Genomic DNA, 24,027 nt, shown 5'->3' with positions numbered 1-24,027 from the left:
GAAAAGCTCCAGCTGCCACCCTCACATACCGGCGCACCGCGCCGATTGTCGGGGCCGGGAAGAACCCTTCGTGAACACAATCTTGCGGAGAGTGAGTTGACCGCCTAGCCTGATAATCGAACGAGTATTTGGAGCGACCCCAATGGCAGCATTCAACCCAAGGATTTTCAGCAACCCGGACCGCCTCAAGCAGATCGCGCCGGCACGGTTAAAGACCTTTCTCGAAAGGTGGAAGGTCTACTTCAATGGGCGCGGCGTCGATCTGTCGAATGCGCCCATCGACGACATGCCACTGGACGACATCGCGCATGTGCTGATGAATCCCGACGCTTCCGTACCTGACGAAATGGTGGATGCGCTCTATTACGTCCATGAGACCGCGAGCCACGAAGGCATGGATGAATTACTCGAGCGCGCCGAGGCGGTGGGAATTACGATCGACAAAGACGACAAGGTCTCGGTTGCGGATGTCTGCGTCCAGATCTGGATGGCGGAACCCACCCTGCTGGAACGCCAGCATGCCGAAACCGTTGCATTCCAGAGATCGAATTTCATGTATTTTTCCGGATCGGCCTCGAAGAAAGCCGAGGTATCGCTGCCTACACTTACCGAGACGGCTCGGAAGATGATGCAGGATCTTATGGATGACTGGTTCGAGACCAAGCGTCGGGGACGAAAATGTGCGATCTTCGAGTTTCCCCGAGGCGACAAGGTCTGGCTTCTCGTGCGGCACGGCATGCCTCACCGCCGGGAAGGCAAGCATCAGGAGGACGGCGAGACCGGCATCGCGTTTTATCGACCGCAATTGCACGACGTCCTGATCTACGACAGCAAGACCGACGAGATCGGCGTGAATGCGGGCACCAAAGGCGAACGCGATCTTTATCTCAAGACATTCGGCGATGTGTTGTTCGGGAGCGAGACATACTTCGATCTTTCCGAGCGTTATTCGCTCGATCCACTGCGGGAGCACGGCCCCGACGCAATGGCGCACGAAGATATCGAGGGAATTGCTGATGTGCGCTTCGTGGAATTCGGTCGCCGATGGGCAGGCAAGGTGCCGGAAACGGAGATCCGTAAGTCAGACGACTTGTTCGAGGTCTATGGCGATCAATGGCAGAAACGGCTTCGGGGTGGGTTTCTCACGCACGCCAAGTTCAAGTTCGCCTTCGAGGGATCGAAGCGGGAGCGGGCGGTGACAATCCGTCCGGCGAACATCGCGCGCTATGAGCGAGACGCGGATGAAGAGGTAATCGAAGCCTGGCTGAAGGCGCGCGGCTTCTGGACCATTTCAGGTGAGGCGGACGGGGATGCGGATTTCGAGGTTCTGGAACGCGCTTGACACGCTGACAGGTGCAGCCACCGACCGGCGTGAATGGACCCATCGACTGGGTGACGAGTTCGTCCATGCAGCCCCGTTCCTGCGATCGACGGGAATGCGGGCAACGAGCATCGCCTGTCCGTCCCCGGGCGGAGAGGGATGCCCCCGCCGGATAGTGCATCACGACGATGGCAACATCCGCGCGATTTGCGGCGACAGCCCGAAGGCCTGCCAAAACCTCGATCTGGACCGGGATGACATTACCATCTTGGCACTGGATCGTGTTCGGCTTGCACGTGGGCTGGCCGAAGCCCTCGACATCTCCAACGTTCCGTCAAGTTTCGAGCAAAGCCTGGTTTTCAGGATCGGGTCGCACGACGTCTTCGCAGGCCTCGGATTCCCGATCTTCCTGACGATCCCGGGACCGACGGCGAGCGAGGCTACGGCGCCCTTCGACGAACTGGTCGCGCTGCCGGGTCCGAAGCTACTGCTTGCGCCGACATCCGCGTCCATCCCGTCACCGTTGGCGACCGTCCTTGATCGCGTCGGCATCGCGCGGCTTGCGCTGCACGACATCCTCGTCATCGACGGTCAGGGACGACTACGGCCATCCCGGCCGACGGAGGGCCTGTTTGCCGATCTGCGCGCTCAGGTCGGAACCCGAGCCGACGGCGGACCTGACGACCCGATATGGCCGCTTCCGCCGGATGCACGGTGGGAGGAGATCAGCATTCGTTTCATCGCCGGCGAAGTCGTCAATGTCACCTTTCGCGGCGAGACCCGCAGGTTTGAACCGGATGCGTTCGGCCTGAAAAGCGCCAAGAATGGCAAGCCGAGGGCGGCCTGGACATACTTGCGTACCTTTGCGCTCACCGGAGGACGTCTCCCTGTCCACCATGCCAATGCCAAGGAAACTTCGAGATACCAGAAACAAAAGCAGGCGCTATCGAAGACGCTGCGGGCAGCGTTCGGGATCGCCGACGAACCAATTCCGACCATGAACGCCGAATACACGGCTCGCTTCGTGATCAGCGGCGACGATCTCCAGCAAGGCAAACAGGGGCAGACCCAACGAAATTTCGTCGGCACTCGCTGAAAAAACTTCAAGAAAAACCGTAACACCAAACCGCCGAAGACGCTGAGTCCTCGGCGGTTTTTCTTTGCGCTGAAGCCGCTCCAATCGCTGACCCAGCGAAATTTCGCCGGAGCCGGGTATTCGGGCCGCGTGCCCGTCCACCTGGACGAAGGCGAAAACCATGGAGCAGCTTCAACAGCTTACCGATCCCAACACTCGTATTTCCCGCAACATCCGCATTCGAGCAGCACGTCTCGCGCGATCTGGTGCCGTACCCGGTCTCGACGCCGACGACATCGAACAAGAACTGCGCCTCGACCTGATCAGGCGCACCAGCAACTATGATCCGGCGAAAGCCTCCTTCGACACCTTCGCGGATCGTGTCGTTGCCAACCGCATCGCCACGCTGGCCAGCACCACGAAGGCCATGCACGCCGAACGGACCATTCAGTCCATCCACGCGCCAGTCGGTGACGAGAATGGCGAGGGCGCATTGACCCTGACGGATGTACTCCCCGAAGCCGCGTCGCTGGATCCCATCGACAATTTCTTGCTGGCGCACGGCCCTGGTCTCCGGAGTGACGTGGGCAAGCTGCTGGCCGCCCTCTGCCCGGCGACGCGGCAGGTCGCGATCGCTATCAGCCATCTCAGCATTTCCGAGGCAGCGCGGGCGCTGGGACTGCATCGCAGCACGATCTACGAGCGTCTTTCCGTTATCCGCGCGACCGCCCTGAATCTCGGTCTGGACGAGTATTTCAATACCGTCCCGACAGTTGCAGCCCCACGCCGGTAAATGATGGCGAGCACTCAATCGAATTCATGCCGGGCCTTCGGGGGAATACAAAACCCTCACGGAAACACCCCGACCGCAAGCTCCAGGGCGGCGTCGGGCCCGGCAGTTGTCATCCAAACGACGACCCCTGGGCAAGACGAAAAGGAGCATGGAAATGTTCACCAGTCCTCTGAAAAGGCTGCGCCAGGCCACATGGCTGAGCGCGATCCCCGACACGGTGTCGGTGCCCGCCATCGGTAACCGACCGGCGCGCTCGGTCTCCATCGAACGCGCGACCATCGACGAGATCGCGTTCGCGCTGCTGCACCTGAACCGACAGCGGTCAGCTCTCACGCAAACCATCGTTGAACTGGAAGAAATCGTTTTGATGGCCCGCACACAGGGTGCCACGGGCACCGAAATCGCGGTTTCGGCAGCGGCCCGCAAACTGGAGGCACGCAAATGAGCGCGCCTTTCGAACCCACCCCGCTGAAGATCATCACCGCCGACGAGCGTTTGAAAGAAACGCGGGGCATCAAGGGCGTCCTGACCGGCATTTCCGGCATCGGCAAAACCAGCCAGCTTTGGACGTTGGAGCCCGAACGCACCCTGTTTCTAAATCTCGAGGCCGGGGAACTGGCTGTGCAGGGCTGGTCGGGCGACGAAGTCCGGATCCGGGACTGGGAGCGCGCCCGCGATCTCGCCTGCTGGATCGGCGGCCCCAATCCCGCAATGCGCGAAGATCAACCCTACAGCCAGCGCGACTACGACCGCGTCTGCGCCGCGTTTGGAGACCCTGCGGTCCTGGACAAATACGATACGGTCTTCGTCGACAGCATCTCGGTGGCCTCCCGCATCTGCATGCAGTGGTGCAAGGGCCAGCCGCAGGCACAGGCGGATCGCAGCGGCAAGCCGGACCTGCGCGGCGCCTACGGTCTGCTCGGCCAGGAGATGATCGGCTGGCTCACGCACCTGCAGCACACGCCGCGCAAGAATATCTGGCTGGTCGGCCTGCTCGACCGGAAGATTGATGATTTCGGCAAACCGTATTTCGCGATGCAGATCGAGGGGTCCAAAACCGGCCTCGAACTGCCCGGCATCGTCGACGAGGTCATCACCCTCGCCGAAATCCGCCCGAAGGAGGGCGAGCCGTTCCGGGCGTTCGTCTGCACCACGATCAACGATTTCGGCTTCCCTGCGAAAGACCGTAGCGGTCGGCTCTCGATGATTGAGCAGGCGCATTTGGGCCGACTGATGGCCAAGATCCGCGCCGGTCAGGGAACAACCGCCAAATCGCCCCTCGATTTCGAACTGCCTGAGACCGAACCCCAATCCGACCCCATGACGAAAGGAGCCCTAACCCATGGCTGACAACATGGATTTTAACGGCGCTGACAGCCAGGACGCCGCATTCGATCTCATTCCGGCAAACACGCTGGTCAAGGTGACGCTGACGATTCGCCCCGGTGGCGCTGGCCCCGAAGGCTGGTTGACACAGAGCCGCAGCAGTTCGGCGCTCTATCTCAACACCGAAGCCGTGGTTCTCGAAGGCCCTTATGCGCGGCGGCGGATTTACACGCGCATCGGTTTCAAGGGCAAGAGCGTAAACGAACGCGGCGAGGACACATATGCAAACCGCGGGCGCGCCCTGATCCGCGGGATCCTCGAGTCCGCACACGGGGTTAAACCCGGCGATCAGTCCGAGCCTGCACGGGCAGCGCGCATGATCCGCAGCCTCGGGGATCTGAGCGGCATCGATTTCGTCGCCAAGATCGGTATCGAGAAGGACCGCAGCAATCCCGACGACGCCGGGCGCAACGTGATCAAGGCGGCCATCGGGCCCGGTCATGAGCAGTATCTGACCGTGATGGGCCCCGCGCCCACGCCCAAGACCGCAGCTTCTGCATCGCCTCCCAACTCCGCGAGCACCGCCTCACAGCCCGGCTCGTCGGCACCTGCCTCGGGTGCCGCGCCGTTCTGGGCACGCTGAGGGAGACCACCATGATTCCTCGTGATTATCAACGGTCGGCAGTCGATGCCGCCCACGACCGCACTGCCGAGCATGGCAACACAATGCTCGTGCTTCCAACCGGTTCCGGCAAAACGGCGATCGCCGGGTTCTACGTCTGCGAACAGGCGGAACGGGACCGCGACGCAAAGGTCCTGGTCCTTCAACATACCGACGAGCTTATCGAGCAGAACCGTTCCGCCATCGGTAATATCTCGGGCCTGGACACTTCGGTGGTCAAGGCGGAGCAGGACTGCTGGGACGGCCGCGTGGTGTTTGGCAGCGTGCAGACGCTGGCGCGCGTCAATCGGCGCGAGACCATGCCAGCCATTTCCCATCTGATCATCGATGAATGCCACCGCGCCGCTGCTACCAGTTATCGGTCCGTGATCGAGCATGTACGCGGCCTGAATCCGACGGCCAAGCTGCTCGGGCTTTCCGCCACTCCGGGCCGCGGCGACGGCCAATCCCTGCGCAAGACTTTCAGCAACGTCGGCTACCACCTGCAGATCGGCACCCTGATTGCGCGCGGGCTGCTGGTGCCGCCCCGGACCTTCACCATCGATCTCGGGATCGAGGACGAGTTGTCTGGCATCGACAGCACTGCTGGCGATTTCAACATGCGTCAGGCCGGCAAGGTGCTCAATCGCTCGGTCCTGAACGAGACCGTGGTCGAGCATTGGAAGGACAAGGCCGCTGACCGGCGCACGATTTTATTCTGCTCGACGGTCGACCATGCTGAAGCGGTAGCCGACGCGTTCCGGGCGGAGGGTGTCACGGCTGAGCCGATCACCGGCGAGATGCCCACTCGAGCGCGTGCAGATCTCATCGCACGGTTCGACAGTGGCGAAGTTCAGGTGCTGACCAACTGCATGGTGCTCACCGAGGGGTTCGACAGCCAGCCTGTCGGTTGTATCGGCATCCTGCGCCCCATGCTGCACAAGGGAACCTTCATCCAGGCAGTCGGCCGTGGCCTGCGCAGGGTGGATCCGGAGCGTTTCCCAGGCATTATCAAGACCGATTGCACCGTGCTGGATTTCGCGGGCGCCGCTCTGCGTCATGGCACGCTTGAGCAGGATATTGGTCTCGACGACGACGAGAAACCGGCCAGCGAGCACGCGTGGAAAACCTGCCCGTCCTGCGAGGCGGAACTACCGCTTGGAGCATCCGTCTGTGATTTCTGCGGTCATGTCTTCACCCGTGTGGTCAACGAGAAGCGGCTGCTCACGTCGTTCGAGATGACCGAAATCGATCTGCTCGATCGCTCGCCCTTCTCGTGGTGCGACCTGCACGGTGATGGGCAAGCATTGATGGCAAGCGGTTTCCAGGGCTGGGCTGGCGTTTTTCATGACGGCACATTGTGGCACGCGCTCGGCAACCCGAAGGCCAAGGCGCTCCGCACACTGGCTGTGGGTACGCGCGTCCAGGCGCTTGCCGCCGCAGATGACTTCCTGCGAGCGACCGAAACCTCCAGCGCCTCTGCAAAGAGCAAGCGCTGGTTGAATGATCCCGCCACCCTACGGCAGATCGAGTTGTTGCAGCGGGCTGGACACCAGATGAGCGGTATGGATTTCGGCCTGTCGAAATATGCAGCCAACTGCCACTTGAACTTCCGCTGGCAACGCTCGGCCATCCGTGCCGCGGTCCTGCGTGATGTCACGCGGAGCGTCGCGTGAAACGCCCCAATCCATTCCCTTCCGACCAGATGACCCCCGCCGAACGCCGCGCCGAGCTGTGCGGCCTGCTGGCGCTCGGGCTGGTCCGGTTACGGCTGCGGGAACGGGGTGAACCTTCTGACGGTACTGGAGAAATTCTCCTACACTCCGCGGCCGACCAATGCCGTCATGCAACTCCAACTCACCGGAGAACCGCATGACCAATCACGATCCCATCCCCGCGCGCCTCGCCGCGCTGAAGACCGCGACGACGCCGGAGCTGAAGGCGCAGTGGCGCGAGCTGTTCGATAGCGAGCCACCGCCCTTCAACCGCCGCTACCTGGAGAGCCGGCTGGCCTACCGCACCCAGGAACTGGCCTATGGCGGGCTGAAGCCTGAGACCGTCCGGCGGCTGGAGCGACTGGGCGAGGAACTTGACGGCGGCGACCGAAAAAAGAGCCGCATCCGTGCCGACACCATGCCCATCGCCGGCACGCGGCTGGTCCGCGAATGGCAGGGCGTCGAGCACGTCATCACCGTCACCGCGGACGGTTTCGACTGGCAAGGGCGACCCTATAAGTCGCTCTCCGCCATTGCCCGCGCCATCACTGGTACACGCTGGAACGGCTGGGTGTTCTTCGGGCTGAAAAACCATCGGAGGGGCGCATGACCAAGCCTATTGTCCGGAAACTGCGTTGCGGGATCTACACGCGCAAATCCTCCGAGGAAGGGCTGGAGCAGGAGTTCAATTCGCTGCACGCCCAGCGCGAGGCCTGCGAAGCCTACATCGCCAGCCAGCGGTCAGAAGGCTGGGTGCTGGTCCGCGATCAGTATGACGACGGTGGTATCTCCGGCGGCACGCTGGAACGACCCGGATTACAACTGCTGATGGCGGACATTGAGGACGGGCTCGTCGACGTGGTCGTGGTCTACAAGATCGACAGGCTCAGCCGCTCGCTGGCCGACTTTGCCAAGCTGGTCGAGGTATTCGACCGTAATGACGTGACCTTTGTTTCGGTCACGCAGTCGTTCAATACCACCACATCAATGGGGCGGCTGACGCTGAACATCCTGCTCAGCTTCGCCCAATTCGAACGCGAGGTGACGGCCGAGCGCATCCGCGACAAGGTCGCCGCCAGCCGGAAGAAGGGGATGTGGATGGGCGGGGTGCCGCCCTACGGCTATCGCGTCGAAAACCGGAAGCTGGTCGTCGACGAGGAGCGCGCCGAGCACGTTCGCTGGATCTTCTCCCGCTTCCTCGAGATCGGCTCCTGCACCGAACTGGCCCGGGAGGTGGCGCGTCACGGTATTCGGACGCCAAGGGGCAACCGCATCGACAAGAAGTACCTGTACCGGCTGCTCTCGAACCGCGCCTACATCGGCGAAGCGGTGCACAAAGGTGAGAGCTATCCCGGCGAGCACGTTGCCATCATCGACCGCGAGACGTGGGACCGCGTCCACGCAATCCTACAGGAGAGCCCCCGCAAGCGCGCCGCCCGCACCCGCGCCGAGACGCCCGCGCTGTTGAAGGGGCTGCTGTACGGGCCCGATGGCGCGGCATTCTCGCCGACCCACACCCGCAAGGGCGGCAAACTCTACCGGTATTACGTCAGCCAGAGCGTGCTGAAGCATGGTGCCGGGTCGTGCCCGGTTGGCCGGGTGCCAGCGGGAGAGATCGAGGCTGCGGTAATCGACCAGCTTCGCGCCGTGTTCCGCCAGCCGGAGATCGTGGCGGGCACGTGGAAGGCCGCCCGCACCCACACCGACGACATCACCGAGGCCGATACCCGCGCGGCCCTGCAGCAGCTCGATCCACTGTGGGACGAACTGTTCCCCGCCGAGCAGGCGCGCATCGTGGCGTTGCTGGTCGAGCGCGTGGACATCGGCACGGAGGGCCTGAACGTCCGCCTCCGTGTCGACGGCCTCGGCAGCCTCGCGCGCGAGATTCTTGCCGGCGGAATCGGAGAAGCTGCATGACCCGCGGGTCTCCAGCCCCGGAGACGGTGACTCTCCACGTGCCGTTCCGCATCGTGAAGCGCGGCGGGCGGAAGGAGATGCATTTACCGCCAGAAGGGTCGGGCCCCCATGCACGGTTCGACAACACCATGATCAAAGCCATGGCGCGCGCCTTTCGCTGGCAGCGGATGTTGGACGCCGGTGAGTTCGCCACCATCGCCGATCTGGCAGAGCACGAACGCATCGCAGCGCCTTATCTGACACGGCTTCTGCGCCTTACCCAGCTTTCACCGGAGATTGTTGAGGCCATCCTTGAGGGGCGACAGCCGCCCGACCTGACCTTGGAATCGCTGCGGGCGCCGTTTCCGATGGATTGGAGCAGTCAACGCGCGTTGCTGTGGCTTTGAAGTTCGCAAGTACTTGGTGAGCACGCCGGCTCGATGGATGGCTTGTGCTTTTTAGCCAATTTGGCCAAAGTAAGCCGTGCAACAGCGGAGAGTCAGATGCAGATCCTGACCGCGAAAGACGCGAAGTACGGCTTCGGGCGGCTGATTGATCTCGCCAGAGCCGAGCCTGTCGCGGTGGCGAAGCATGGACGCCCCGTTGTCGTCGTGCTGGCAGTCGAGGAATACGAGCGGCTGAAAGCGCTGGACAAGCCTGGCATCAGTCCGGGTGAACAAAACGCAGGAAAGAAAACGAGCTAATGATTGCAGACCACCTGACCGGGATCGAACAGTTTGGCGCGGACCTCTGGAAGATGGCCGACGACCTGCGGGCCAACTCCGGCCTCGCATCGAACGAGTATTTCATGCCTATCATGGGGCTCCTTTTCCTGAGGCAGGCCACGAACCGCTACTATGCTGCTCTCGCCTCGATCGAGGCAGACAAGGCCGCCGGAAAGATGCCGGATCGTCAGCTGGTCGACGCTGACTTCCGGCGCCGCCGCGCAATGCTAATGCCCGAGGCCGCCCGTTACGACGTGATCCTCGACATGCCCAAGGGCGGTCAGCTTGGTACCGCGCTCACCGCCGCCATGGAGGAGGTCGAGAAGCATTTCCCGCCGCTCGCGGGCCAGTTGCCCAAGGACTACGAGCGCTTCGACGACGACCTGTTAGAAAGCATGATGCGCAAATTCGACACCGAGGCCCTGCGCAATGCTTCCGGCGACGTCTTCGGGCGCATCTACGAATACTTCCTCGCTGAGTTCTCCAAGCAGGGCGCACACGACAATGGCGAGTTCTTCACGCCGCCATCCATCGTCCAGACCATCGTCAACGTGATCGAGCCAGACCACGGCATCGTCTTTGACCCGGCCTGCGGCTCTGGCGGCATGTTCGTGCAGTCCAGCCACTTCATCGAGGACGCAGGCCAAGACACGATGAAGCGCGTCACCTTCTACGGCCATGAGAAGAACGAGACGACGGCGAAACTCGCCCAGATCAACCTGGCGGTCCACGGCCTGCAGGGCACGATCCGCGCCGGGAACGAAGCGATCACCTATTACAAGGACCCGCACGAACTGGTCGGCAAGTGCGACTTCGTGATGGCCAATCCGCCGTTCAACGTGGACGAGGTCGACGCCGAGAAGGTCAAGGGCGACAAGCGGCTACCCTTCGGCCTGCCGGGCGTGAACAAGGCCAAGAAGGTCTCGAACGCCAACTACCTGTGGATGTCCTACTTCTACACCTATCTGAACGAGAACGGCCGCGCCGGTGTCGTCATGTCCAGCCAGGCATCCAGCGCAGGGCGGGACGAGGCGATCGTGCGCCAGAAGCTGGTCGAGACCGGCGCCGTCGACGTGATGATCGATATCCGCGGCAACTTCTTCTACACGCGCACGGTGCCCTGCCAGCTGTGGTTCTTCGACCGGGCGAAGGAACGTGACCCCGAGCGCGCCGATCACGTCCTGATGCTCGATGCGCGCAACATCTACCGGAAGGTGTCGCGCGCCATCTACGATTTTGCGCCAGAGCAGCAGAAGAACATCGCCGCCATCGTCTGGCTCTATCGCGGACAGGCGGACCGCTTCCTGGAACTCGTCGAAAGCTACCTTGCGCAGGCCGTTGCTGAGGGCCAGGCAACGACGGAGCCATTGGCCGACCTTGACAAGGCGCTCGGCAAGCTCATCGATCTGGTGCAGCCCTTCGTCACCGAAAAGCGCGATCCAGATCCGCTGGCGGAGACCTGGAGCGAACTGACCAGCGCGTGCGCAACGCTGGCGGCGGATATCGCGGGGTTCGACGCAGAGGTGTCGGCGCGTGCGGCGGACTGGGCGGGCGCCGTGCGCGACAATGCCGGGCTGCACGCGGCGCGCGCCGGGCTACACCCCATGGCCGAGCGTTGCCGTGACCTGACCAAGCAGATCGACCTGGCCGCCAAGCTGGCCGGCCGGGTGGTGGATACCGCCATCAAGGAACTGGACGCCCGCGACCATGCCCTCTGGCCCAATGCCGAGGTGACGCGCGCCCGCAAGGCGTTGGAGGGCGCGAGGGTCGCGGCGGTGGAGGCGCTGCGGACGGCGCGGTATTTCGTGAAACAGGCCGACTGGCTGCAGGAGCGGTTCCCCGACGCGGTCCTGTGCGATGTCGAGGGGTTGGTGAAACGGGTCAGCCGCGCCGAGATCGCGGCGCATGACCACAGCCTGACGCCCGGCCGCTATGTCGGCGTGGCACCCGAGGAGGTGGACGAGGATTTCGATTTCGAGGAGGCGCTGCGGTCGATCCACATCGACTTGACGGGGCTGACCGAGGAGGCCGCGGAGCTGGCGGCGCGGATCGCCCGAAACTTCGAGGAGTTGGGGGTGTGAGATCTTTCTCTGAAGTCCGCATCGGCGACGTTGCAAAGGCCAAAGGCGGAAAGCGACTGCCGAAGGGTGCATCAGTTCAAGATGCACCAACTCCCCATCCCTATTTGCGCGTCGTCGATTTTGGGGAAAGCGGGATTAACCGTTCAGCAATCAAATACATCGACGAGAACGTTCATCACCAAGTCCGCCGATACACGATCACCTCTTCGGATATCTACATCAGCATTGCAGGAACAATCGGTCGAGTTGGGATGGTTCCTGAGGATCTTTCCGGAGCAAATCTGACGGAGAACGCCGCGAAGCTCACGGACATCTCGCATGCCGTAGATGCACGCTACTTGATGTATTTTTTGCGCGGGGCGACCGGGAAGGCTGCCATGTCCAATCAGACGGGCGGCACCTCGCAGCCGAAACTCGCCCTCTACAGGATCGAAGAAATACGGTTTCCCTGCCCGCCACGAAGCGAACAGGAAGCCATCGTCTCCATCCTCTCCGCCTACGACGACCTGATCGAGACCAACCGGCGACGGATTGCGCTGCTGGAGGATGCGGCGCGGCTGCTCTACCGCGAGTGGTTCGTCCACTTTCGCTTCCCTGGCCACGAACACGTCCCCCTCACTGACGGCCTCCCCGAGGGCTGGGCGCGGCAGACCTTCGATGACGTCTGCGAGACAATTGGTGGAGGAACCCCAAAGACGGAAAAGCCCGAGTTCTGGAATGACGGCGATATCCCTTGGTACACGCCCACGGACATCACGCGGAACTCATGCCTCGCTTTGCTCGACAGCGCGACAAAGATCACGGAAGCCGGACTGCGAGGCTCTTCGGCAAAGATGCTCCCGGCCGGAACGGTGTTGATGACCAGCCGCGCCTCAGTCGGCTTTTTCGGGATCATCGAAACGCCGTCCTGCACCAATCAGGGCTTCATCAGTATCATCCCGCACGATCCCCGCGCCCGAATGTATCTGCTGCACAACTTGATGTATCGGGTCGAGGAAATCCGCTCCCACGCCGGTGGAGCGACCTACAAGGAGATCAGCAAGGGGAAGTTTCGAGCACTGCCGGTTGTCATTCCTGACGCAGCGCTGCTTCGCGAGTTCGAGCACCAAGCTTCGACGCTTCACGCGCAGGTCCGCACCTTGCACACGCAAAATCAGAAGCTCGCACAGGCCCGTGACCTCCTCCTGCCGCGCCTGATGAACGGGGAGATCGCGGTTTGACGCAGGACGGCTTCGATCCTCCACCTGACGAAGACCCCGCCGAAGGAATTCGACGGTGGGTGGAACGGCTGCCGCCGAGCGCCCATGCGCAATGGCTGCTGCGCCACTCGCTGCCAGGAGAACAACTGGCCGCGATCAAGGATCTGCTGCACAGGAACCAGCAAGCCGCGGCGGCGACCCAGATCAAGTTTGACGAACTCAAGCAGCAGATCGAGGCCGATCCTGACAACGAGCAACTGGACAACCTCTATGAGGAGCGGTTCTGGCGGGCGGTCTTCATGGATTCCGCGCATAGCATGTCCGCGGTCGGCATGTTGGCACCCTTCATCGAGTCCCTGTTTGTCGCCATCTTCGAGGGGCTGAGGAAAAGGCAAGGTTCGGATGCGGGTGACACGCGGCGGCAGCGCGCCGACGACCAGTTCTGGAACCCTCAAATCGTATTCCGCAGCCAGGGGCCAAGGGACGATCTTGTTGCGGGTATCGTCCAGCTGGCGGAAAGCTGCGGGCTGAAGCCCTATCTTCCCAACGATTATCGGAAAACGCTGTCCGCCCTTTTCGCCTATCGCAACAACATGCTGCACAACGGTTTCGAATGGCCAACTGAGACGATCGGCAAGTTTTCAAGCCGCATCGCGTCAGAGAAGTGGCCCGAAGCCTGGTTCACGAGCGCGGATCGGGATGGCAAACCGTGGCTCTATTACATGTCCCTGGATTTCTGCTCTCACTGCGTCGACCGGATCGACGGCATCATCGACGGCACCGGCCGGTATTTGAAGGAGCGCGACGCGTGATTTTTCAGGGAAGGGTTTCATGGCGGTAACCGGCATCAATAGCGAAGATCGACTGGTTCAGGCCACCTTCGCCGAGCATCTGGAAACGGTGTTGGGCTGGGAAAACGTATATGCCTTCAATCAGGAGGTCCTCGGGCCGGACGGCACGCTCGGGCGCAAGGACACGACCGAGGCGGTCCTGATCCGCGACCTGCGTGCGGCCCTCCACCGCCTCAACCCCGACTTGCCGGAACCAGCCATCGAGGACGCGATCCGCGCGCTGACCGTCTATGACGTCAGCCGCTCCATGGTGCAGCACAATCGAGACTTCTACCGCATGCTGCGCGGCGGCGTGCCCGTCAGCTACCGCGATGCGCAGGGGCGCCAAAAATCCGCCCGCGCCAGGGTGATCGACTTCGACAACGCCCCCGGCTCCAATCGCTTCCTCTCCGTACGCGAGTTGAAGCTGACCGGGATCCGGACGCCCAACTACAACCGTCGCGCCGATCTGGTTTGCTTCGTCAACGGCCTGCCGCTGGTCTTCATCGAACTGAAGGCTGTCTACAAGAACATCCGCGCGGGGTTCGACGGCAACCTGCGCGACTACATGGACGAAAACGTCATCGCCCATGCGTTCCATCACAACGCCTTCCTGATCGTGTCGAACGGCGACCGCGCCCGCTATGGCTCGATCACCAGCGCGTGGGAGCACTTCAATGAATGGAAGCGGCTGGAAGAGGCGGATGAAGGCAGCGTCGATGCGGAGCGCCTGCTGAATGGCATGCTGGCGCACCACCGACTGCTCGATCTGGTCGAGAACTTCATCCTGTTCGACGAGAGCAAGGCGGGCGCCGCGCGCAAGGTGGTGGCGAGAAACCATCAGGTGCTGGGCGTGAACCGCGCCGTCGCCTCAGTCGCACGGCAGGAGGCGATCAAGGCCGAGATCCCGCCAGGAGAACGCCTGCGGCACCGCGTGGTCGAGCTGCCGCTGGAACGCAAGGCGCCGGCGAAGCGCAGGAAGGGCGACCAGGCGCTTGTGACGGCGGAAACGGCGCTGCCATCCTTCATCCCCGAAGGCCCGGTCGACATCATCGAGCGGGCGCACCCCGATCTCGGCCGGTTGGGCGTGTTCTGGCACACGCAGGGCAGCGGCAAGTCCTATTCCATGGCCTTCTTCGCCGAAAAAGTGCGGCGCAAGGTGCCGGGTAATTTCACCTTCCTGCTAATGACCGACCGGAACGATCTCGACAGCCAGATCTACAAGACCTTCGTGGGCTGCGGCATTGCCGGGAACGAGACCCCGCGCGCGGCCTCCGGCGATGATCTGGAACGGATCCTGAAGGAGAACAACCAGTACGTCTTCAGCCTGATCCACAAGTTCAACAAGGACGTGGACCCAAAGAAGCCATACAGCGAGCGCGACGACATCATCGTGATCTCGGACGAGGCGCACCGCACGCAGGCAGGGCGGTTGGCCCGCAACATGCGCCTTGCGCTGCCCAATGCCGCCTTCATCGGCTTCACCGGCACGCCGCTGTTCAAGCAGGACGAAATCACCAAGCGCATATTCGGCGAATATGTCTCGCGCTACGACTTCAAGCGATCCGAGGAGGACGGCGCGACCGTCAAGCTGGTCTACGAGAACCGGGGCGAGAAGCTGGGTGTCGCCAAGACGGATCTGAACGAACGGATTGCCGAGAAGATCGAGGAGGCGGAACTCGACCCCGATCAGGCGGCGCTCCTCGATAAGCTGCTCGGGAAGGACTACGAAGTCATCACCGCCGATGAGCGGCTCGACAAGATCGCAGCCGATTTCGTGGATCACTGTGCAACGAGATGGGAGTCCGGAAAATCCCTGTTTGTGTGCATCGACAAGATCACCTGCGCCCGGATGCACCAGATGATCATCCCGCGATGGCGGGCGAAGGCCGCAGAAGTCAGGGCGGCGGCCAATGCCAAGCAAGCCCAAGCGGATACCACGGCCGATGAATCCTTGCGCGCTTTGCTCGCGGAGGAGGCGCAAGAATTGAATGCGCAGGCAACGTGGCTCGAGGAAACCATCGTCGAGATCATTATCAGCGAAGCGCAGAACGAGGTCGCGGACTTCAAGAAATGGGGTTTCGACATAATCCCGCACCGTGCCCTGATGAAGCAGGGCTTCGATACCGGGAATGGCGAGCGCATCGATGTCGAAACGGCCTTCAAGAACCCCAAGCACCCGTTCCGCGTCGCAATCGTCTGTGCGATGTGGCTAACCGGCTTCGACGTGGAATGTCTGTCGACGCTCTATATCGACAAGCCGATGAAGGCGCACACGCTGATGCAGGCCATAGCGCGCGCGAACAGGGTGTATCCTGGCAAAGACTTCGGCCTGATTGTCGACTACAATGGGATGCTGGCCAGCCTGCGAGCCGCGCTGGCTCAGTACGCGCTGGGCGATGATGGCACAGGCGGAGAAGAGATCATCGCCCCCATCGAAGAGAGGGTGCAGGCCCTGCTCGAAGCCATCGAGGCGACCGAGGCGCATCTGCGCGGCCTTGGCTTCGACCCAGGCGTGCTGCTCGGTTCGAAGGGCTTTTTACGCATCAAGGGCCTGAAGGACGCCGTGGAAGCCGTTTATGCGACGGACGAGGCTAAGCGGCGCTTCGAGATTCTCGCACGGCAGGTGTTCATCCGCTTCAAGGCGCTGCTGATGGAGCCCAGCGCCTGGGCATACGCCGAACGACACGACAACATCGAAGCAATCTACAAGAAGCTGACTGAGCGGCGCGACACGGCTGATGTGACCGAGCTGTTGAAGGAGTTACACCGGATCGTCAACGAGGCCATCCGGACGCAAGCGCCAGGAGACGACCAAGCCGAGGGACTGACCTTCGACCTCAGTCAGATCGATCTTGAGAAGCTGCGCGATGAGTTCGCAAAGAAGGTCAGACGGAAAGCGACCGCGCTTCAGGACATCCTAGACATCGTCGAACAGAAACTCGCCGAGATGCTTGCGCGCAATCCCGCAAGGATGGACTATCAGGTGAAGTACGAGGCGATCATCGCCGACTATAATCGGGAGAAAGACCGAACCACCATCGAGGAGACCTTCCGTCGACTGGTCGAGCTCGTGAACAGTCTGGACGAGGAACAGAAGCGCGCAACGAAGGAGGGTCTTGGCGAGGATGAACTCGCGCTCTTCGACCTGCTGCTCAAGGATAATCTGGACAAGACGTCTCGTGAGCGGGTGAAGCAGGCGAGCCGCGACCTCCTGGCCTCTATAAAGACGCGCTTGGCCGAACTCGATCGCTTCTGGGAGAAGGAACAGACCAAGGCAGACGTCGAGGTATTCATCTTGGACGAAGTCTTCGCAAGTTTGCCGTCACCGCCGTTCACGCCCGATGAAAAGAAAGCGCTTGCAGCAAGCGTCTACGCCCATGTGTGGCAGCAGGCCGTGAACGGTGGCTTCGCGCAGGCGGCCTAGGGCCGTTCGCTGATCGTTCGATCCGGGTTCCAGCGGCTTGGCGAACGGAACTGCGAACCCCGCCCAGTGCGCCCCCACTCTAAGCCTAATGATTTCAGTAGCATGGCGCTCTGAACCGAACTGCGCGCGGTTAATAGGTCCGGAGAATATTGGCCCTGAGAGACTGCTTCCAAGCCACCTGGCGCAGGGGCCAGTGCTCAGCCGCATCCGCATAACCCTCGAAAACAACGGAAAAATCCGGCCGCAGCCGGATCGGGAGAACGCTTTCGCGGGGGCAAGTGGCGGAGGGGATGGGCCTGGCGTCTAACGTTCTCCAACTCAAACCATTGTTTTTATTGATGCCGGGGGTGCCCCGCGCGCCTCGCCCATTCATGGGTGACGTGCGCGCCGGCTTCGCCTTCGACCAGGCCAATCTCGGAGGCGGCGGCGCCCCGGTCGATCTCAATGCGCGTGGGGATTTTGCCCTGTCGCCAGAGCAAGGTGATGGGTCTGGTGGTGCATGCCGACTGTCATCATGCCGATAAAGCCCAGGGCCCGAATGCGGTTCGGATCCTCGCCGGTCACGGTCAGGGCCGCACCGCCAGGAATATCTTCCGCCCGCATTGTCCAGCCCTCGACACCATCCATCGTCGCCACGTGGGCCGTAACCATGGCGCGGATCGAGCTGGTCACGCCTGCGTCTTCCGAGATCGCCTCGAAGCGGGCACCGCCTTCGATCTCCTCGACGCTGACGCGGGCGCGGAGCGTCACGTTGTCCATGTCGATCAGATGCTGACGAAGCGCCTCGATATCGACGCGGCTCCAGTCCGTCGTCGGATCCGCCATCAGCTGTGCGACAATCTCCTGAATGGCAGCGAAAGCGGATTGTCCCCCCTCTATGAGCCCTGCGGGAAAGGCGTCCGCGTTCATCCCATGGCCCTCGTGGGACATCCCCGGCACATGCCTCATCCCGCCATGCTGACCGGCCGCATCCTGCGCCAGCGCGGGACCGGGAGACGCGAGAAGGGCAACGAGAAACGCAAATCGGATCATGGGACCTCCAGTCGACATAGGGCCCTTGTTGCAGGCAATCGCCGCTCAGCATATGATCGCGATCATGCGAATGGCGATTTCGAAGATTTTTCAGGATGCACGCGACACCGGGCTTGCCCCCGGTGAGACGCTGTTCGCAGCGGGCGAAGATGTCGCGAACATCTATATGGTGCGCTCCGGCCGGGTGCAACTGCAGCGACACACCACGCTCGGAGCGCACATGGTTCTGCAGAATGCAGGGCCAGGCGCGGTTGTAGCCGAGGCATCGGCCTATTCGTCCCGGTATCACTGCGATGCTGTCGCTCCCGAAGAATGCGTCGTCGCAGGCTTGCCGAAGAAGCGCTTCCTGTCTGCGCTCGCCGACGATCCGGCTCTGGCGGAAAGCTGGTCCGCGCTGCTGGCGCGCAGTGTTCAGGCTGCGCGGCTCAGGTCGGAGATTCGATCATTGCCAAAGGTGGCCGACCGTCTCGACGCATGGCTTGGTGAGGGCAACCACGTGCCAGACAGGGGCCGATGGCAGGAGGTGGCCGCCGAACTGGGGGTCACGCGGGAGGCGCTCTATCGCGAACTTGCGCGGCGCCGCGCTGCCGGGTCCCGAAGTTGAGCGACGACCCGGAATGATCGCGGCCAACCACAGCGCGGCCCTCTACTCTCGCGCAGCGCAGATGTGTCGCCCTTCGACGGTTCTGAGCGGCAAGAGAGTCGTTTCGACGGGCCCCTCGTGGAGATACCAGTAACACCCGTCACGCGGCAAAAGACGCGCCGTCGAGACATCCTGGTAAGGCGCTGCCAGGGCCACAACCTGCTCGGGGACGGGATCGGGGGCCGTGTTTTCGGTGCCGACGACGGCGGTGCATCCGCCCAGAAGGGCCGACAATGCCAAGCTGTTGATCAATTTTCGTCCCAAATCCGGTCCTTTCGCGCAGTGGCTTCGCCGGCGTCTCTCGGGCGTCGCGAATTTGATGCTCAACTCTTTGCGCTGACGTAGTCTTCGGGCGGATGCAGATACGCCGTCACCCCGGTTTCGACCAGCGGGTAGAGCGCGATCATATGGGCATTGACCATCCGTACACAGCCCGAACTCGCGCGGCCCCCGATGGAGCGGGGCTGGGGCGAGCCGTGGATGCGCAAATAGGTGTCGCGATCGCCCACGTAGAGATACAGGGCCCGCGCCCCGAGCGGATTGTCAGGACCCGGCTCCATTCCGTTTGCGACCTCCGCGTAAAGCTCCGGGTCGCGTTCGATCATCGCGCGCGTCGGCGTCCAGTGCGGCCACCGAACCTTGCGCCGGATCGTGTAGGTGCCGGGTTCGTAAAGGTTGCCGCGTGCGATGGCAACGCCATAGCGCATGGCCGTCCCTCCCTCCTCGATATGGTAGAGGTAGCGCGCGATGGCATCGACGTGAATGTTCCCCGGAACAAGGCCTGCCCGCGCCTCGACCCGTTGCGGAAGAAATCGCGGATCGAGCCCCCAGGGATTGGATACCTCCGGATCGAAGAAGGGCGGCGTGACCTCGGCATCCCATGCGCTTTTCTGCGCCTCGCTCGGCCAGCTATCCGCCAGAAGCGGCCCCGAGATGGGCGGCGAAAACAGGGCGGTTGCGGTGATGATGAAATGCCGGCGCGTCAGGCCCGTCTTTCCGGCCGCGTTCATTGTTCCGGTTCTCGCGCATCGGTGACGAGCGTTTGCAACTGCTCGGCATCCACGACACCGGGCACAAGGGCATCGCCGACCACGAAGGATGGCGTGCCCGTGATGCCGAGGGCCTGCGCCAGGCGCATCGAGGTCTCGATATGTGCGTCGATCTCCGGCGCCTCCATGTCGCGGCGCAATTGCGCGATGTCGAGGCCGATGTCTTCCGCGATCCGAAGGACAGACGACTCCTCGGCGCGGCCGCTCATGCCCATCAGCGCCCAATGGAAGTCTTCGTAAAGCCCCTGTTCGCGCGCGGCCAGCGCGGCACGGGTGGCAAACACCGACCCTTCGCCGAGGATCGGCCATTCACGATAGACAAGGCGAACATCCGGATCGGCGGCCAGCAGGGCCTCGATCTCGGGCTTGGCACGACGGCAATAGGGACAATTGTAGTCGAAGAATTCCACCACCGTGACATCGCCTTCCGGATTGCCCAGAACCGGCGCATTGGGGTCGCGTTCCAGCGTGTCGCGTTCGCGGGAGAGCACCTCTGCTTGCGACGCCGCCTGTGCCTCGGCCTGCCGGGCTTCGAGGATCGCGACGGCCTCCATGACGATCTCGGGGTTTTCGCGGATCGTCTCGAGCACCAGCTCGCGCACCCTGTCCTCCGAGATGTCCTGCGCCGCTGCCTGCAAGGGCAGCGCAAGGGAAAGCGCCATCACGATCATTGAAATGTAATTCTTCATGTCAATTTCCTCCGTTTGCCAGATCGGCGGCCGTGCGTTCGGCCTGCGCGGCGCGTTCGCGCTCGGGCCAGGTTGATTGGATGTAGGCGAGGATGTTCCAGATCTCGCGATCCGTCAGGACGTCGCCGAAACCGGGCATGCCGCTGTCGAATTCCACGCCTTGCCGGGCCAGGGCCTCGCGTCCGCCGAGTTTCGTGTATTCAAACAGCATCCGGTCGGGATGGTGCCATGTGTGCCCGGTTTCATCGTGAGGCGGCGCGGGCAGACGCCCATCCGCATCGGGGGTTCGCCAGTCCGGCTGTCCTTCGAGGTTGGCGCCGTGACAGGCGGCGCAGTTCTGGGCATAAAGCGCTTCGCCCTGCGCGATATCCACCGTCGCCGGCATCACCGGCACGGCAGGGTCTATGGCGGCCTGCGGCGCGTCAAGCAGCGCCAACCACGCCCCGGCCCCCGCAAGGCCAAGCGCCACGGGCGCGGCGATCATCACCCAGGCCTTCATGTCACGCGCACCCATGTCATCATGCCGCTTTCCGCATGGCTGAGCATGTGGCAGTGAAACAGCCAGTCGCCCGGATTGTCGGCGACGAAGCCGATCTCGCGCGTCTCTTGTGCGGCCACGAGGAGCGTGTCGCGCATCGGGCCTGCGGGTCTGCCGTCGCGGATTTCGCGGAAATGCATCCCGTGCAGATGCATGGCGTGGGGAAAGACGGTTTCGTTGACGATCTCCAGCCGCACCCGCTCGCCAAGGGAAAGATCGGCCAGCGGGGCCTGCGTCATCTCTGCCATGTCGTTGAAGGCCCAGAACCGCCCCCGCGCCGCGAGGTCGCGAAAGCCCAGGCGCTCTCCGCCCAGCACGGCACTATTCATTCGCCCCATGGCGCCGCCCGACATCACCAGCCGCAAAGGACGGGCATCGGCCAGCGACCCGAGGCCGCTGACGGAATTGGGCGGCAACGCCGCGGGTGCCGCTCGCGGGGTCCGCGCGGCGCTGGCCGAGACGGGGAATGCCACCTGAGAGGCCGGGCGGTCGTCATTGCCGAGCCGCACGAGATGGGCTGTCTCGCCCGCCTCGGCCGTCACATCGACGATCAGGTCCGCGCGCTGCGCCGGGGCGAGGACGAGCACGCCCTCCAGCGGCTCGGGGGTGGCAAGCGGCATGCCGTCGAGCGCGACCGTCCAGCCCCGCAACCCTGCGAGCTGCAATGGAAAGATCCGCGCGTTCGATACGTTGATGAGCCGCAGACGCAGACGCGTGTGCCGCTCTACCGGGATTGCAGGATCGAATTGACCGTTCGTGGTGATCAGGTTTCCGATCCGGCCGCCATGGCTCATGCGCATGGGATTGTCGAAACTCTCGTCAATCAGCGCCGTTTCGGGGTCGAGCAGCCAGTCGTCGAGTACGAGGGTCTCCTCGCGATCCACCTGCGGCGGCTCGGCCTCTTCCACGATCAGCGGCCCATGCAGGCCGCGGGCGACCTGCACCCAGGACCGGTTATGCGCGTGGTACCAGTAGGTTCCGGCATCGGGCGCCACGAAATCATAGTCGAAAGCCTGACCCGGCGCGACGGCCTCTTGCGTCAGGCCCGAGACACCGTCCATCGCGTTGTCGATGCGGATGCCGTGCCAATGGATGGAGGTCGGCTCCGGCAGGTTGTTGACCAGCCGCCGCTGCACCCGTTCGCCCCGGCGCACCCGGATGGCCGGGCCGGGCGCGCGGCCCTCATACCCCCAGATGGATGTCGCCGGATAACCGTCGGGAGCAAGCTGGACCGTGGCTTCGCGCGCTGTCAGGATCGCGGGCGCATGAGAGGCGGCAAGCACCTGCCGACGGCTCATCACCATGCCCAGAGTGGCGGCGGTCTGTCCGATAAAGGCGCGTCGTGTCAGCATGGCCAATACCTCCTCAACAGTGTCGAGGCGGGCGAGATTCTCGCCCACCCCCTTGTCGTTTGAGCGTCAGGAGTCGTGGCCCATCCGGAAATCGCCAACCATGCCGGCCTCGCGGTGACCGGGCACGTTGCAGGCGAATCCGATCTCGCCACCTTCGGGGAAGGTCCAGATGACTTCGCCCGTATCGCCCGGCTCCAGCAGGACGCTGTTGGCATCGTCATGCATCATCCCGGCTTCCATCATGCGGTCATGATTGATGCTGCGCATCGTCATCATGCCTTCCCGCATCATGGTGCGCATTTCGCCGCGATGCCCGTTCCACGTTTCGCTGGTGCCGATGTTGAACTCGTGCACGGCGCGGCCGACATTCACGACTTCGAAGCGGATCGTCTCGCCGGGTGCGACCTCGATGCTTTCGGGGCTGTATTTCATCTCGTCCATTTCGATGGTGATGGTGCGGTCGACCTGTGCGGCGTCGCCGGGTTCTCCGATACCGCTGCCGTGCCCTGCATCGGCCAGAGCCACGGAAGCGGTGAGGCTGGCCACGAGCGCCGTGCCGGTCAGAAGTGTCTTGATCATGTCTTGGTCTCTCATGTCTGGGTGTCTTTCAGGGAATGCTGTCGTGACAAGGCCCAGGCGCGCGGGGCTGGAAGATCCACGGGCGCATTTCTCCCGCCTATTGCTGTTTTCGCGAGCGGCTGACGCACGGCCCGGAAACCGTGTGCCCCGAATAAGGGTCGGGTCATCAAAATGGCGGCCGGGGAACAGGACGGGTCGGGATGGCAAGATCCGTCGTGCGTGTCCTCATGCGCAGCGTGCCCGGCCGTCGCGACACCGCCGTCCGAGACCTTGACGATTTGTGAATGCGCATCCCACGTGCCGGCAAGGCCGGGTGTCGGCGCGGCGAGGGCCACGAGCGCGATCATCAGTATTGCGACAAGACCGCCGAGCGCGGCTTGCAAGGACAGAGCTCGCATCAATTGATTCCGTTCTCGCGCTGCACCTCGCGGATGTAGCGGGTGATATACTGAACGTCGGCGCGGGTCAGACCCTCGATCGGGGGCATGTTGCCGAAGGGCCAGTGATGGGCGCGCACGCCGTTCCGAACCGCCATCTGAAAGGCTTCGTTCGAATGATGGCTCGGCTCATAGGTGCGGTGGATCAGCGGCGGCGCGACACCGTTCTGACCGGCCGCGTTGGCCCCGTGACACGCCGCACACACGGCTTCGAAGGCGCGTTGACCGATCGCCGCCTCGGGCGACAACTGTTCGGGAAGCCGAACTTCGACGATGGGCGCGCCCTCGGCCAGGTCGTTCAGGGCTGTTGGCTCCGGGTGAACCATCGTCCCTGCCGGTGGCTCGGCCGGTTGCGTGAGTTCCCAGATCGCCACGCCAAGCCCGGCGACAAACACACCGCCGATGAGAAGCCCGAGCTTGTTCATGTTCCTTGCCCTTTTCTTGCCTTTGATCTGCTCCACTCCACCCAGGCGCCGGCCAAGGCACTGTGGGTTCAGACCGCTCGAAACTTGAGGATTTTTTTTACCGGCTCTCAGCCACGTTGCAATCCGTTAGCCCCGTGTTTTTTGTAACCGAATGTATCCTTGACCTTCACCCGGAAAAGGCACCTAACGTGCGGCCGGTAGAGTGTTGCGGAGGATGTGATGTCCTGGAACCCA

At 62.9% G+C, this 24,027-nt stretch carries 25 protein-coding genes; 16 read left to right on the top strand and 9 right to left on the bottom strand.

The annotated features are described in order from the left end of the window. The first annotated feature begins 142 nt into the window (after positions 1-142). The 15 genes from K1T73_RS06750 to K1T73_RS06680 all read left to right on the top strand — a co-directional run bounded on the left by K1T73_RS06750 (position 143) and on the right by K1T73_RS06680 (position 17,049). Positions 143-1,342 carry a hypothetical protein gene (locus K1T73_RS06750; protein WP_220603174.1) on the top strand — a complete coding sequence of 400 codons (1,200 nt, stop codon included), beginning with the start codon at positions 143-145 and terminating at the stop codon, positions 1,340-1,342. Further along, positions 1,311-2,417: a hypothetical protein gene (locus K1T73_RS06745; RefSeq protein WP_220603173.1), complete on the top strand. Its 1,107-nt coding sequence runs from the start codon at positions 1,311-1,313 to the stop codon at positions 2,415-2,417. The genes K1T73_RS06750 and K1T73_RS06745 overlap by 32 nt, the downstream gene beginning before the upstream one ends. Before the next feature lie 160 nt (positions 2,418-2,577). Further along, positions 2,578-3,189, top strand: a complete 612-nt coding sequence (locus K1T73_RS06740) for a sigma factor (protein ID WP_220603172.1) — start codon at positions 2,578-2,580, stop codon at positions 3,187-3,189. 148 nt (positions 3,190-3,337) lie between these two features. Continuing rightward, positions 3,338-3,634: a hypothetical protein gene (locus K1T73_RS06735; protein ID WP_220603171.1), complete on the top strand. Its 297-nt coding sequence runs from the start codon at positions 3,338-3,340 to the stop codon at positions 3,632-3,634. Further along, the gene (locus tag K1T73_RS06730; RefSeq protein ID WP_220603170.1) at positions 3,631-4,539 is read left to right on the top strand and encodes an ATP-binding protein; all 909 of its coding nucleotides are present in this window, start codon (positions 3,631-3,633) and stop codon (positions 4,537-4,539) included. Before K1T73_RS06735 ends, K1T73_RS06730 begins: the two co-directional genes overlap by 4 nt. After that, positions 4,532-5,158 carry a hypothetical protein gene (locus K1T73_RS06725; protein WP_220603169.1) on the top strand — a complete coding sequence of 209 codons (627 nt, stop codon included), beginning with the start codon at positions 4,532-4,534 and terminating at the stop codon, positions 5,156-5,158. Before K1T73_RS06730 ends, K1T73_RS06725 begins: the two co-directional genes overlap by 8 nt. Before the next feature lie 11 nt (positions 5,159-5,169). Beyond that, positions 5,170-6,852, top strand: coding sequence for a DEAD/DEAH box helicase (locus K1T73_RS06720; protein WP_220603168.1), 1,683 nt, complete (start codon positions 5,170-5,172; stop codon positions 6,850-6,852). 196 nt (positions 6,853-7,048) lie between these two features. Then, positions 7,049-7,501, top strand: coding sequence for a DUF2924 domain-containing protein (locus tag K1T73_RS06715; RefSeq protein WP_220603167.1), 453 nt, complete (start codon positions 7,049-7,051; stop codon positions 7,499-7,501). Then, on the top strand, positions 7,498-8,808 hold the full coding sequence (locus K1T73_RS06710) for a recombinase family protein (RefSeq protein WP_220603166.1): 1,311 nt from the start codon (positions 7,498-7,500) through the stop codon (positions 8,806-8,808). Before K1T73_RS06715 ends, K1T73_RS06710 begins: the two co-directional genes overlap by 4 nt. After that, positions 8,805-9,194, top strand: coding sequence for a hypothetical protein (locus K1T73_RS06705; protein WP_220603165.1), 390 nt, complete (start codon positions 8,805-8,807; stop codon positions 9,192-9,194). Before K1T73_RS06710 ends, K1T73_RS06705 begins: the two co-directional genes overlap by 4 nt. Positions 9,195-9,290: 96 nt before the next feature. Further along, the gene (locus K1T73_RS06700) at positions 9,291-9,491 is read left to right on the top strand and encodes a type II toxin-antitoxin system Phd/YefM family antitoxin (protein ID WP_220603164.1); all 201 of its coding nucleotides are present in this window, start codon (positions 9,291-9,293) and stop codon (positions 9,489-9,491) included. Next, positions 9,491-11,593: a class I SAM-dependent DNA methyltransferase gene (locus K1T73_RS06695; protein WP_220603163.1), complete on the top strand. Its 2,103-nt coding sequence runs from the start codon at positions 9,491-9,493 to the stop codon at positions 11,591-11,593. The genes K1T73_RS06700 and K1T73_RS06695 overlap by 1 nt, the downstream gene beginning before the upstream one ends. Then, positions 11,590-12,813 (top strand): restriction endonuclease subunit S, encoded by a 1,224-nt coding sequence (locus K1T73_RS06690; protein ID WP_220603162.1) that lies wholly within the window; start codon positions 11,590-11,592, stop codon positions 12,811-12,813. Before K1T73_RS06695 ends, K1T73_RS06690 begins: the two co-directional genes overlap by 4 nt. Then, positions 12,810-13,604 carry a hypothetical protein gene (locus K1T73_RS06685; RefSeq protein WP_220603161.1) on the top strand — a complete coding sequence of 265 codons (795 nt, stop codon included), beginning with the start codon at positions 12,810-12,812 and terminating at the stop codon, positions 13,602-13,604. Before K1T73_RS06690 ends, K1T73_RS06685 begins: the two co-directional genes overlap by 4 nt. A 19-nt stretch (positions 13,605-13,623) precedes the next feature. Then, entirely contained in the window at positions 13,624-17,049 is a 3,426-nt protein-coding gene (locus tag K1T73_RS06680; protein ID WP_220603160.1) for a type I restriction endonuclease subunit R, read from the top strand. 441 nt (positions 17,050-17,490) lie between these two features. Here the strand turns inward: K1T73_RS06680 and K1T73_RS06675 are convergent, their stop codons facing one another. Beyond that, positions 17,491-18,081: a hypothetical protein gene (locus K1T73_RS06675; protein WP_220603159.1), complete on the bottom strand. Its 591-nt coding sequence runs from the start codon at positions 18,079-18,081 to the stop codon at positions 17,491-17,493. A 28-nt stretch (positions 18,082-18,109) separates the two neighbouring features. Here K1T73_RS06675 and K1T73_RS06670 point away from each other — a divergent pair, with 28 nt between their 5' ends. Next, on the top strand, positions 18,110-18,685 hold the full coding sequence (locus K1T73_RS06670) for a Crp/Fnr family transcriptional regulator (protein ID WP_220603158.1): 576 nt from the start codon (positions 18,110-18,112) through the stop codon (positions 18,683-18,685). Positions 18,686-18,727: 42 nt separating this feature from the next. Here K1T73_RS06670 and K1T73_RS06665 read toward each other — a convergent pair whose 3' ends face one another. The 8 genes from K1T73_RS06665 to K1T73_RS06630 all read right to left on the bottom strand — a co-directional run bounded on the left by K1T73_RS06665 (position 18,728) and on the right by K1T73_RS06630 (position 23,793). Beyond that, complete coding sequence (locus K1T73_RS06665; protein WP_220603157.1) at positions 18,728-18,988, bottom strand: hypothetical protein; 261 nt, start codon at positions 18,986-18,988, stop codon at positions 18,728-18,730. A 59-nt stretch (positions 18,989-19,047) separates the two neighbouring features. Continuing rightward, entirely contained in the window at positions 19,048-19,734 is a 687-nt protein-coding gene (locus K1T73_RS06660) for a L,D-transpeptidase (protein WP_220603156.1), read from the bottom strand. Continuing rightward, positions 19,731-20,462 (bottom strand): DsbA family protein, encoded by a 732-nt coding sequence (locus K1T73_RS06655; protein WP_220603155.1) that lies wholly within the window; start codon positions 20,460-20,462, stop codon positions 19,731-19,733. The genes K1T73_RS06660 and K1T73_RS06655 overlap by 4 nt, the downstream gene beginning before the upstream one ends. 1 nt (position 20,463) lies before the next feature. Then, positions 20,464-20,847: a cytochrome c gene (locus K1T73_RS06650; RefSeq protein ID WP_233253382.1), complete on the bottom strand. Its 384-nt coding sequence runs from the start codon at positions 20,845-20,847 to the stop codon at positions 20,464-20,466. A 110-nt stretch (positions 20,848-20,957) separates the two neighbouring features. Continuing rightward, positions 20,958-22,352 (bottom strand): multicopper oxidase family protein, encoded by a 1,395-nt coding sequence (locus K1T73_RS06645; protein WP_409077730.1) that lies wholly within the window; start codon positions 22,350-22,352, stop codon positions 20,958-20,960. Positions 22,353-22,418: 66 nt separating this feature from the next. Next, complete coding sequence (locus tag K1T73_RS06640) at positions 22,419-22,946, bottom strand: plastocyanin/azurin family copper-binding protein (RefSeq protein ID WP_234216761.1); 528 nt, start codon at positions 22,944-22,946, stop codon at positions 22,419-22,421. Further along, positions 22,943-23,329, bottom strand: a complete 387-nt coding sequence (locus K1T73_RS06635; protein WP_220603153.1) for a hypothetical protein — start codon at positions 23,327-23,329, stop codon at positions 22,943-22,945. The genes K1T73_RS06640 and K1T73_RS06635 overlap by 4 nt, the downstream gene beginning before the upstream one ends. Continuing rightward, the gene (locus K1T73_RS06630) at positions 23,329-23,793 is read right to left on the bottom strand and encodes a cytochrome c (RefSeq protein WP_136340216.1); all 465 of its coding nucleotides are present in this window, start codon (positions 23,791-23,793) and stop codon (positions 23,329-23,331) included. Before K1T73_RS06630 ends, K1T73_RS06635 begins: the two co-directional genes overlap by 1 nt. Positions 23,794-24,027 lie beyond the last annotated feature (234 nt).

The organism is Roseovarius sp. SCSIO 43702 (genome assembly GCF_019599045.1).
Classification (GTDB): domain Bacteria; phylum Pseudomonadota; class Alphaproteobacteria; order Rhodobacterales; family Rhodobacteraceae; genus Roseovarius.
Note: the sequence above shows the minus strand (reverse complement) of the source record. Positions and strands in the feature narration are given on the sequence as shown.

Coding starts and splice junctions, on each gene's coding strand:
- K1T73_RS06695 (WP_220603163.1), top strand. CDS start 9,491: ATGATTGCAGACCACCTGACCGGGATCGAACAGTTTGGCGCGGACCTC.
- K1T73_RS06715 (WP_220603167.1), top strand. CDS start 7,049: ATGACCAATCACGATCCCATCCCCGCGCGCCTCGCCGCGCTGAAGACC.
- K1T73_RS06675 (WP_220603159.1), bottom strand. CDS start 18,081: ATGATCCGATTTGCGTTTCTCGTTGCCCTTCTCGCGTCTCCCGGTCCC.
- K1T73_RS06705 (WP_220603165.1), top strand. CDS start 8,805: ATGACCCGCGGGTCTCCAGCCCCGGAGACGGTGACTCTCCACGTGCCG.
- K1T73_RS06680 (WP_220603160.1), top strand. CDS start 13,624: ATGGCGGTAACCGGCATCAATAGCGAAGATCGACTGGTTCAGGCCACC.
- K1T73_RS06635 (WP_220603153.1), bottom strand. CDS start 23,329: ATGCGAGCTCTGTCCTTGCAAGCCGCGCTCGGCGGTCTTGTCGCAATA.
- K1T73_RS06710 (WP_220603166.1), top strand. CDS start 7,498: ATGACCAAGCCTATTGTCCGGAAACTGCGTTGCGGGATCTACACGCGC.
- K1T73_RS06645 (WP_409077730.1), bottom strand. CDS start 22,352: ATGCTGACACGACGCGCCTTTATCGGACAGACCGCCGCCACTCTGGGC.
- K1T73_RS06725 (WP_220603169.1), top strand. CDS start 4,532: ATGGCTGACAACATGGATTTTAACGGCGCTGACAGCCAGGACGCCGCA.
- K1T73_RS06640 (WP_234216761.1), bottom strand. CDS start 22,946: ATGAGAGACCAAGACATGATCAAGACACTTCTGACCGGCACGGCGCTC.
- K1T73_RS06700 (WP_220603164.1), top strand. CDS start 9,291: ATGCAGATCCTGACCGCGAAAGACGCGAAGTACGGCTTCGGGCGGCTG.
- K1T73_RS06655 (WP_220603155.1), bottom strand. CDS start 20,462: ATGAAGAATTACATTTCAATGATCGTGATGGCGCTTTCCCTTGCGCTG.
- K1T73_RS06660 (WP_220603156.1), bottom strand. CDS start 19,734: ATGAACGCGGCCGGAAAGACGGGCCTGACGCGCCGGCATTTCATCATC.
- K1T73_RS06750 (WP_220603174.1), top strand. CDS start 143: ATGGCAGCATTCAACCCAAGGATTTTCAGCAACCCGGACCGCCTCAAG.
- K1T73_RS06630 (WP_136340216.1), bottom strand. CDS start 23,793: ATGAACAAGCTCGGGCTTCTCATCGGCGGTGTGTTTGTCGCCGGGCTT.
- K1T73_RS06735 (WP_220603171.1), top strand. CDS start 3,338: ATGGAAATGTTCACCAGTCCTCTGAAAAGGCTGCGCCAGGCCACATGG.
- K1T73_RS06730 (WP_220603170.1), top strand. CDS start 3,631: ATGAGCGCGCCTTTCGAACCCACCCCGCTGAAGATCATCACCGCCGAC.
- K1T73_RS06720 (WP_220603168.1), top strand. CDS start 5,170: ATGATTCCTCGTGATTATCAACGGTCGGCAGTCGATGCCGCCCACGAC.
- K1T73_RS06745 (WP_220603173.1), top strand. CDS start 1,311: ATGCGGATTTCGAGGTTCTGGAACGCGCTTGACACGCTGACAGGTGCA.
- K1T73_RS06740 (WP_220603172.1), top strand. CDS start 2,578: ATGGAGCAGCTTCAACAGCTTACCGATCCCAACACTCGTATTTCCCGC.
- K1T73_RS06650 (WP_233253382.1), bottom strand. CDS start 20,847: ATGCCGGCGACGGTGGATATCGCGCAGGGCGAAGCGCTTTATGCCCAG.